Annotated in this window: 7 protein-coding genes; 3 read left to right on the top strand and 4 right to left on the bottom strand. The window is 70.9% G+C overall.

From position 1 onward, the window contains the following. The first annotated feature begins 26 nt into the window (after nucleotides 1-26). Nucleotides 27-1,115 (top strand): PLP-dependent aspartate aminotransferase family protein, encoded by a 1,089-nt coding sequence (locus ASG95_RS14510; protein ID WP_057377913.1) that lies wholly within the window; start codon nucleotides 27-29, stop codon nucleotides 1,113-1,115. A 79-nt stretch (nucleotides 1,116-1,194) separates the two neighbouring features. Next, a complete protein-coding gene (locus ASG95_RS14515) occupies nucleotides 1,195-1,545 on the top strand; it encodes a VOC family protein (RefSeq protein ID WP_157582107.1) in 351 nt (116 codons plus the stop codon). Nucleotides 1,546-1,661: 116 nt separating this feature from the next. On the opposite strand, the gene ASG95_RS14520 is transcribed toward ASG95_RS14515, so the two are convergent. Genes ASG95_RS14520 through ASG95_RS14530 form a run of 3 tightly spaced genes read right to left on the bottom strand, consistent with a single transcriptional unit; the run spans nucleotide 1,662 to nucleotide 4,102 of the window. After that, complete coding sequence (locus tag ASG95_RS14520; RefSeq protein WP_057377915.1) at nucleotides 1,662-2,327, bottom strand: Type 1 glutamine amidotransferase-like domain-containing protein; 666 nt, start codon at nucleotides 2,325-2,327, stop codon at nucleotides 1,662-1,664. Between the two features lie 18 nt (nucleotides 2,328-2,345). Next, nucleotides 2,346-3,344, bottom strand: coding sequence for an NAD(P)H-dependent glycerol-3-phosphate dehydrogenase (locus ASG95_RS14525; RefSeq protein ID WP_056922495.1), 999 nt, complete (start codon nucleotides 3,342-3,344; stop codon nucleotides 2,346-2,348). Then, nucleotides 3,341-4,102, bottom strand: coding sequence for a 1-acyl-sn-glycerol-3-phosphate acyltransferase (locus ASG95_RS14530; protein ID WP_057377916.1), 762 nt, complete (start codon nucleotides 4,100-4,102; stop codon nucleotides 3,341-3,343). Before ASG95_RS14530 ends, ASG95_RS14525 begins: the two co-directional genes overlap by 4 nt. A gap of 96 nt (nucleotides 4,103-4,198) precedes the next feature. Here ASG95_RS14530 and cofC point away from each other — a divergent pair, with 96 nt between their 5' ends. Next, entirely contained in the window at nucleotides 4,199-5,056 is an 858-nt protein-coding gene (gene cofC / locus ASG95_RS14535; RefSeq protein WP_082593238.1) for a 2-phospho-L-lactate guanylyltransferase, read from the top strand. A gap of 42 nt (nucleotides 5,057-5,098) precedes the next feature. Here cofC and murA read toward each other — a convergent pair whose 3' ends face one another. Then, nucleotides 5,099-6,415 (bottom strand): UDP-N-acetylglucosamine 1-carboxyvinyltransferase, encoded by a 1,317-nt coding sequence (gene murA / locus ASG95_RS14540; RefSeq protein WP_057377918.1) that lies wholly within the window; start codon nucleotides 6,413-6,415, stop codon nucleotides 5,099-5,101. Nucleotides 6,416-6,597: the final 182 nt, after the last annotated feature.

The raw sequence follows: 6,597 nt of genomic DNA on the forward strand, positions 1-6,597 counted from the left end.
CACGGCCACCCGCCTACGCTGGCGACGTGAGCCACGAGCAGCTGTCCCCCGCCTCCCGCGTCGTCGCCCTCGGGCGCCAGCCCCGTATGCCGGGTGCCGGAGTCAACGCGCCCCTCGAGTTCACGTCGACCTACCTCGCCGACGGCCCGGTCAACTACGCGCGCGGGGGCAACCCCACCTGGACGGCGTTCGAGGAGGCGCTCGGCGGCCTCGAGGGCGGCGACGCCCAGGTCTTCTCATCGGGGATGGCTGCCGTCTCGGCCGCCCTCACCCTGGTGCCGCACGGCGGGGCCGTCGTGGTCCCGGCGCACGCCTACAACGGCACGACCGCACTGCTCGACCAGCTCGCGTCCACCGGGGCGGTGGCGGTCCGTCGCGTCGACCCCACCGACCAGGAGCAGGTCCGCGAGGCGCTGCAGGGGGCGGCGATGCTCTGGGTCGAGTCCCCCACCAACCCCATGCTGGAGGTCTCAGACATCCGCGCGCTCGCCGCCATGGCGCGTCAGGCCGGCGCCCTGACGGTGTGCGACAACACCTTTGCCACACCGCTGGTTCAGCAGCCTCTCAGCGACGGCGTCGACGTCGTGCTGCACTCCGTGACCAAGTACCTCTCCGGCCACTCCGACGTCATCCTCGGTGCGCTCGTCACCCCCTCGACGGACGCCGGTCGCGAGCTCGCCGACCGGCTGTCCACCGCCCGACTGCTGCACGGCGCCATCGCCGGGCCGATGGAGACCTGGCTGGCCCTGCGTGGCCTGCGCACCCTGCACGTCCGCATCGAACGCGCCACTGCCAACGCCCGAGTGCTCGCCGAGCGCCTGGCCGCCCACCCGGCGGTCGAGAGGACGCGCTACCCCGGGTTCGGGGCGATCATCGCCATCGAGGTGCCGGGCGGCGCAGCCGGCGCCGAGCGCGTCGCTGCGGCAACCGAGCTGTGGACCCACTCGACCAGCCTCGGAGGGGTCGAGTCGCAGATCGAACGTCGTCGCCGCCACCCTGCGGAGCCGGCCACCGTCCCCGACGCCTTGCTGCGCCTGTCCGTCGGCATCGAGGACGTGGAGGACCTGTGGCGCGACCTCGACCGCGCCCTCAGGGACGGCGCGGACGCCACCTGACGGCTGTCGATTCGGGGCGGGCTCGAACGTCATCTGGGTGAAGGCCACGCCCGGTGGCCTCGCCCAACCGGAGGTCATCATGAGCCATCCCATCGTGCACGCCGAGATCCGTTCGGGCGACCCTGACGCAACAAGGGCCTTCTTCGGGGAGCTGTTCGGCTGGACCTACCCCACCGAAGGAGCCTTCCCCGGCTACACCTTTGTCGAGACAGGGGTGCCCGGCGCGCTGTACACCGCGATCAGCCCGCTCCAGGGCGACGGCGACCTGGTCACGTTCTTCGTCGGCGTCGATGACATGGCCGCGGCCATCGCCGAGACGACTCGCCTCGGCGGACGCGTCGTCCAGGAGCCGGTCAGCGTTCCCGGAGTGTCGTTCGCCCTGATCGCAGACCCGCAGGGTCATGTCGTCGGTTTGGCCCAGCAGGTCTGACCGGGTCAAGGAGGCGTTTCCGGAGACTCGCACCGACTCCCTCGATGCAAGAGGAATTGGTTGCTCTCCCCAACGTTGACTTTCGGGGCGCGGAGACCCTACGCAACGGGGCGTCATCATCCCTGGGTGAGTAGCTTCCAGTCGCCCTCGCTGACGACCTCGACGGTGCCGTCGACCACCGTGATGGCCGTCTGGTCGTCGATGGCGTAGGAGGGACCCGGGATGCCCTCTGCCCACGCCTCTGCCTTGGGCAGGGTGTTGGTGGGAAAGACGTCCAGGTGCGGGAAGATCGAGAAGTCGACGACCCCCAGCGTCCGGTCGTCCGGGGCGGACGGCCACTCCACGAAGTAGTCGCCGATCCTGGGGGTCATGACCATGCTGCCGGCGCTCACTCCCACCCAGACCAGGTCGGGCAGTGACGGCAGGAGGTCGGCCAGTCCGGACTGCCGCATCCAGTGACACAGGTAGGTGGCATCGCCGCCGTCCACCAGCAGGACGTCGGCGTCTCTGACCCACGGGACCCAGCGCTCCTCGCCGATGCTGGGCAGGGCGGTGAGCTCGAGCACACCCAGTGACCTCCACCCCAGCGTGGACATGCCGCCCCACGGAGGCAGCCCGCTGACGAAGCCACGGACCGAGGTCGGCCCACACATCGGGTGCCCCCACTGGGCGGTGGGGATGCAGAGCGCGTTGGACTCCGAGATCGGCTTGCCCAACAGGTCGACCAGGGCAGCACGGATGCTGTCGTTGGTGACGCCCCCGGACGTGAGAAGCAGCTTCACAACAGACCCCTGACTGCTCTACTTCGCCTCGTTCTTGAGTGCCCGTCCCATCAGCGCGCCGACGACGTCCTCGGCCCGCCGACCGTCGTGCACGACCGCCGCCACCTGCTCGATGATCGGCACGTCGACGCCGTGGTCGTGGGCGAGCTGCAGGATCGACTCGCACGACTTCACGCCTTCAGCCGTCTGCTTCGTGACCGCCACCACCTCCTCGACCCCCATCCCGCGACCGAGGTTGAGCCCGAAGGTGCGGTTGCGCGAGAGCGGCGACATGCAGGTGGCGATGAGGTCGCCGACCCCGGCCAGTCCCGAGAACGTCACCGGGTCGGCTCCGAGCGCCATGCCCAGGCGGGACGTCTCGGCGAGACCGCGGGTGATGATCGAGGCCTTGGAGTTGTCGCCCATACCCAGCCCTTCGGCCATGCCCACCGCCAGCGCGATGACGTTCTTCACGGCGCCGCTGAGCTCGGCGCCGACGACGTCGGTCGTGGTGTAGGGCCGGAAGTAGGGCGGGTTCGAGGCCTCGGCGACCATGCCTGCGACCGCCTCGTCGATGCACGCGACCACGCTCGCGGCCGGCTGCTTGAGGGCGATCTCCTTGGCCAGGTTGGGGCCCGACACGACGACGATCCGCCGGGGCTCGACTCCGCCCGCCTCGGCGATCACCTCGCTCATCCGCTTCGTGGTGCCGAGCTCGACGCCCTTCATCAGCGACACGATCGCGGCGTTGCGGGGCAGCACCCCACCCCAGTCGGCGAGGTTGGCCCGCAGGGTCTGGGAGGGCACGGCGAGGACGATGATGTCGGCGCCCTCGGCTGCCTCGGCGGGGTCGGTCGTGGCCGAGATGCCCGTAGGCAGTGGGATGCCGGGGAGGTAGTCCTCGTTGCTCCCCGCGTTGATCTGGTCGACCACCGCCTGTCGGCGCCCCCACATGCGCACGGTCGTGCCGCTGTCAGCCAGCACCGCGGCATACGCCGTGCCCCAGCTGCCCGTCCCGAACACCGCAGCCGTCGTCATGCGCCATCTCCTTGCGTGCGGTGGAAGTTCCCGGTCTCGGGCAGTCCGTGCTTGCGTGAGTCGAAGCGCTCGGCCGGGGCCTTGGCGCCGCGGATGGTCTCGAGCTCGGCCGTGATCGCCGCCATGATGCGGTCGGTCGCCTGACGCAGCAGGGCACCCGTCACGGGCTCGTCGTAGAGGTCGCTGAGGTCGACGGCCGGACCGGCGCTGACCCGCATCGTCTTGCGTGGGAACAGCCGCAGCCGCTTCCCGTAGGGTGCGAGCAGCTCCTGCGGCCCCCACTGGGCGACCGGGATCACGGGGCAGCGAGTCGCCAACGCGATCCGCGCGGCTCCGGTCTTGCCGACCATCGGCCAGATGTCGGGGTCGCGGGTGAGCGTGCCCTCGGGATAGACCGCGACGCACTTGCCGCTCTCCACCGCGGCGACGGCGGCCCTGAAGGCGTCCGCGGCCTGGCCGGTGTTGCGGTAGACCGGGATCTGCTCGGCGCCACGGAGGATGGCGCCGACGACGGGGACGCGGAAGACGCCTTCCTTGCCGAGGAAGAAGGGCGGGTGGTCGTGGTCGACGAGGAAGTGGGCGAAAGCCAGCGGGTCGACGTAGGACAGGTGGTTGGGCGCCACGACGAACCCACCGGTGGCTGGCAGGTTCTCGGCGCCGCGCCAGTCGCGCTTGGTGACCACCATGAGCACGGGACGCAGGATCGCCACCACGAACCGGTAGGCGAAGGGCAGAGCTCGTGCACCGCGGGCGGTCACGTGTCCTCCATATCGACGGGAGCGTGTGAGTGAGCATCCTCGCGGCTCCCGGGGTCGGTGTCGAGCAAGCGCGCCAGCACTGCGACGATCGTCTCGATGACCTCTCCCGTCGACTGGCACCTCGTCGTCCCCGTCAAGGGCGGGGCGACCGCGAAGTCGCGCCTGCACCCTCCGGCCGGGGTCGGACGCGAGGACCTCGCCCTCGCCCTCGCGACCGACTGCCTCACCGCCTGCTGCGCCGGTATGCCGTCCGGCCGGGTCCTCGTCGTGACCTCCGACGAGCGGGTGCGCGGGGTCGCGCGCGCTCTGGGTGCACTGGTCGTGCCGGACCCCGGCGCAGGTCTCGACGCCGCCGTCCGTGCGGGCCGCGACGCCGCCCTGGCGCGGTCCGCGCACGCCCCGGTGGCGGTGTTGCTCGGCGACCTGCCGTCCCTGCGCCCCACCGACCTGGTGGCAGCGCTGGCCGCAGCGTCCCAGCACCCCCGCGCGGTGGTCCCGGACGCCTCGGGCACCGGCACGGTCCTGTTGACCGCCCTCGACGGGGCCGACCTCGTCCCGTCCTTCGGCCACGGCTCGGCCGCCAGGCACGAGGCGGCGGGGCACGACCGGCTCCCACTCGACCTCCCCCGGCTGCGGACCGATGTCGACGACGACCGGGCCCTGCGCGCCGCCCTCGCGCTCGGGGTCGACGCCGCCACGGCGGGCGTGCTGGGCGCCACGCCGGATACGCTGCCGCCCATGCAGGCGAGCGTGCACACCTTCGACGAGTCGACCGGCGGCGGCTCCGCGCTGCTCGACGACGGGCGCGAGGTCAGCTTCAGCTCCGCGGTGTTCGCGGCCAGTGCGCTGCGCCACCTGCGGGTCGGCCAGCGCCTCAGCATCGACCTGGGTGAGGGCACGACGGTCGACCGCCTGTGGATCGTCGGGATCGGCGACGACCAGACCATCGGCTGACTCTCGGCGAGGCGGCCGGGCGGACGACGTCGTGAGGCGGGCTCAGCCGACCTCGTAGTCGGCTCCCAGGCCGTCGAGCTTGTCGGAGAACCGCTCGTAGCCCCGGTAGATCAGCTCGATGCCGTGCACCTTGGACTGTCCCTCGGCGGCCAGTGCGGCGATGAGGTAGCTGAAGCCACCGCGCAGGTCGGGGACGGTGATCTCGGCACCCTTGAGGGGCGTCGGACCCGAGATGACCGCGCTGTGGCGGAAGTTGGCCCGGCCGAACCGGCACGGTGAACCACCCAGGCACTCCTTGTAGAGCTGGACGACCGCGCCCATCTCCCCCAGTGCCTCCGTGAACCCCAGTCGGTTCTCGTAGACCGTCTCGTGGACGATCGACAGACCACTGGTCTGGGTCAGGGCCACGACCAGGGGTTGCTGCCAGTCGGTCATGAAACCGGGGTGGACGTCGGTCTCGAGCACGAGCGAGTTGAGGGTGCCACCGGCGTGCCAGAAGCGGATGCCCTCGTCGTCGATGTCGAAGTCGCCACCGATCTTCCGGAAGACGTTGAGGAACGGCATCATCGCCTGCTGCTGGGCGCCCCGGACGTAGATGTCGCCCTTGGTCGCCAGCGCCGCGCACGCCCATGAGCCGGCCTCGATGCGGTCCGGGATGGACAGGTGGTCGTAGCCCCCGAGACTGTCGACACCGTCGATCTTGATGACCCGGTCGGTCTCCACACTGATGATCGCGCCCATCTTCTGCAGCACGGCGATGAGGTCGAGGATCTCCGGCTCGACGGCGGCGTTGCGCAGCTCGGTGACCCCCTGGGCGCGCACCGCCGTCAGCAGCACCTGTTCGGTCGTGCCGACGGACGGGTACGGCAGCTTGATGCGCGTGCCCTTCAGCCCGTTGGGCGCAGTGAGGCGTAGTCCCTCGGGACGCTTCTGCACGTCGGCGCCGAACTGGCGCAGGACGTCGAGGTGGTAGTTGATCGGGCGCTCACCGATGCGGCACCCACCGAGGTCGGGGATGAACGCCTCACCGAGGCGGTGCAGCAGCGGGCCGCACAGCAGCACGGGCACGCGGGAGGAGCCGGCGTGGGCGTCGATGTCGGCCACGTGCGCCTGCTCGACGTTGGTCGGGTCGAGCAGCAGCTCGCCGTCACGGTCAGTGGAGTCGATCTTGACGCCGTGGAGCTCGAGCAGCCCCGACACGATCTTGACGTCGGAGATCTCCGGGACCCCCCGGAGCCGGCATGGCCCCTCCGCGAGCAAGGCGGCGACCATCGCCTTGGAGACCAGGTTCTTGGCACCCCTGACCTCGAGGTCTCCGACCAGCGGTACGCCGCCATTCACGGTGAGGATGTCTGCCATGGCCCAAGCATCCCACCCCGCCCTCCCGCCATGTGACGGAGGCCGACACCCATCTGGGTGCCGGCCTCCGTGATGGGGCTGGTGTGGCTCAGGCCTTCTTGGCCGCGCGCTTCGTCGCGGCCTTCTTGGCCGGTGCCGCCTTCTTCGCGGGAGCCGCCTTCTTGGCCGGAGCCGCCTTCTTC

Source organism: Phycicoccus sp. Soil803 (assembly GCF_001429685.1).
GTDB lineage: Bacteria > Actinomycetota > Actinomycetes > Actinomycetales > Dermatophilaceae > Pedococcus.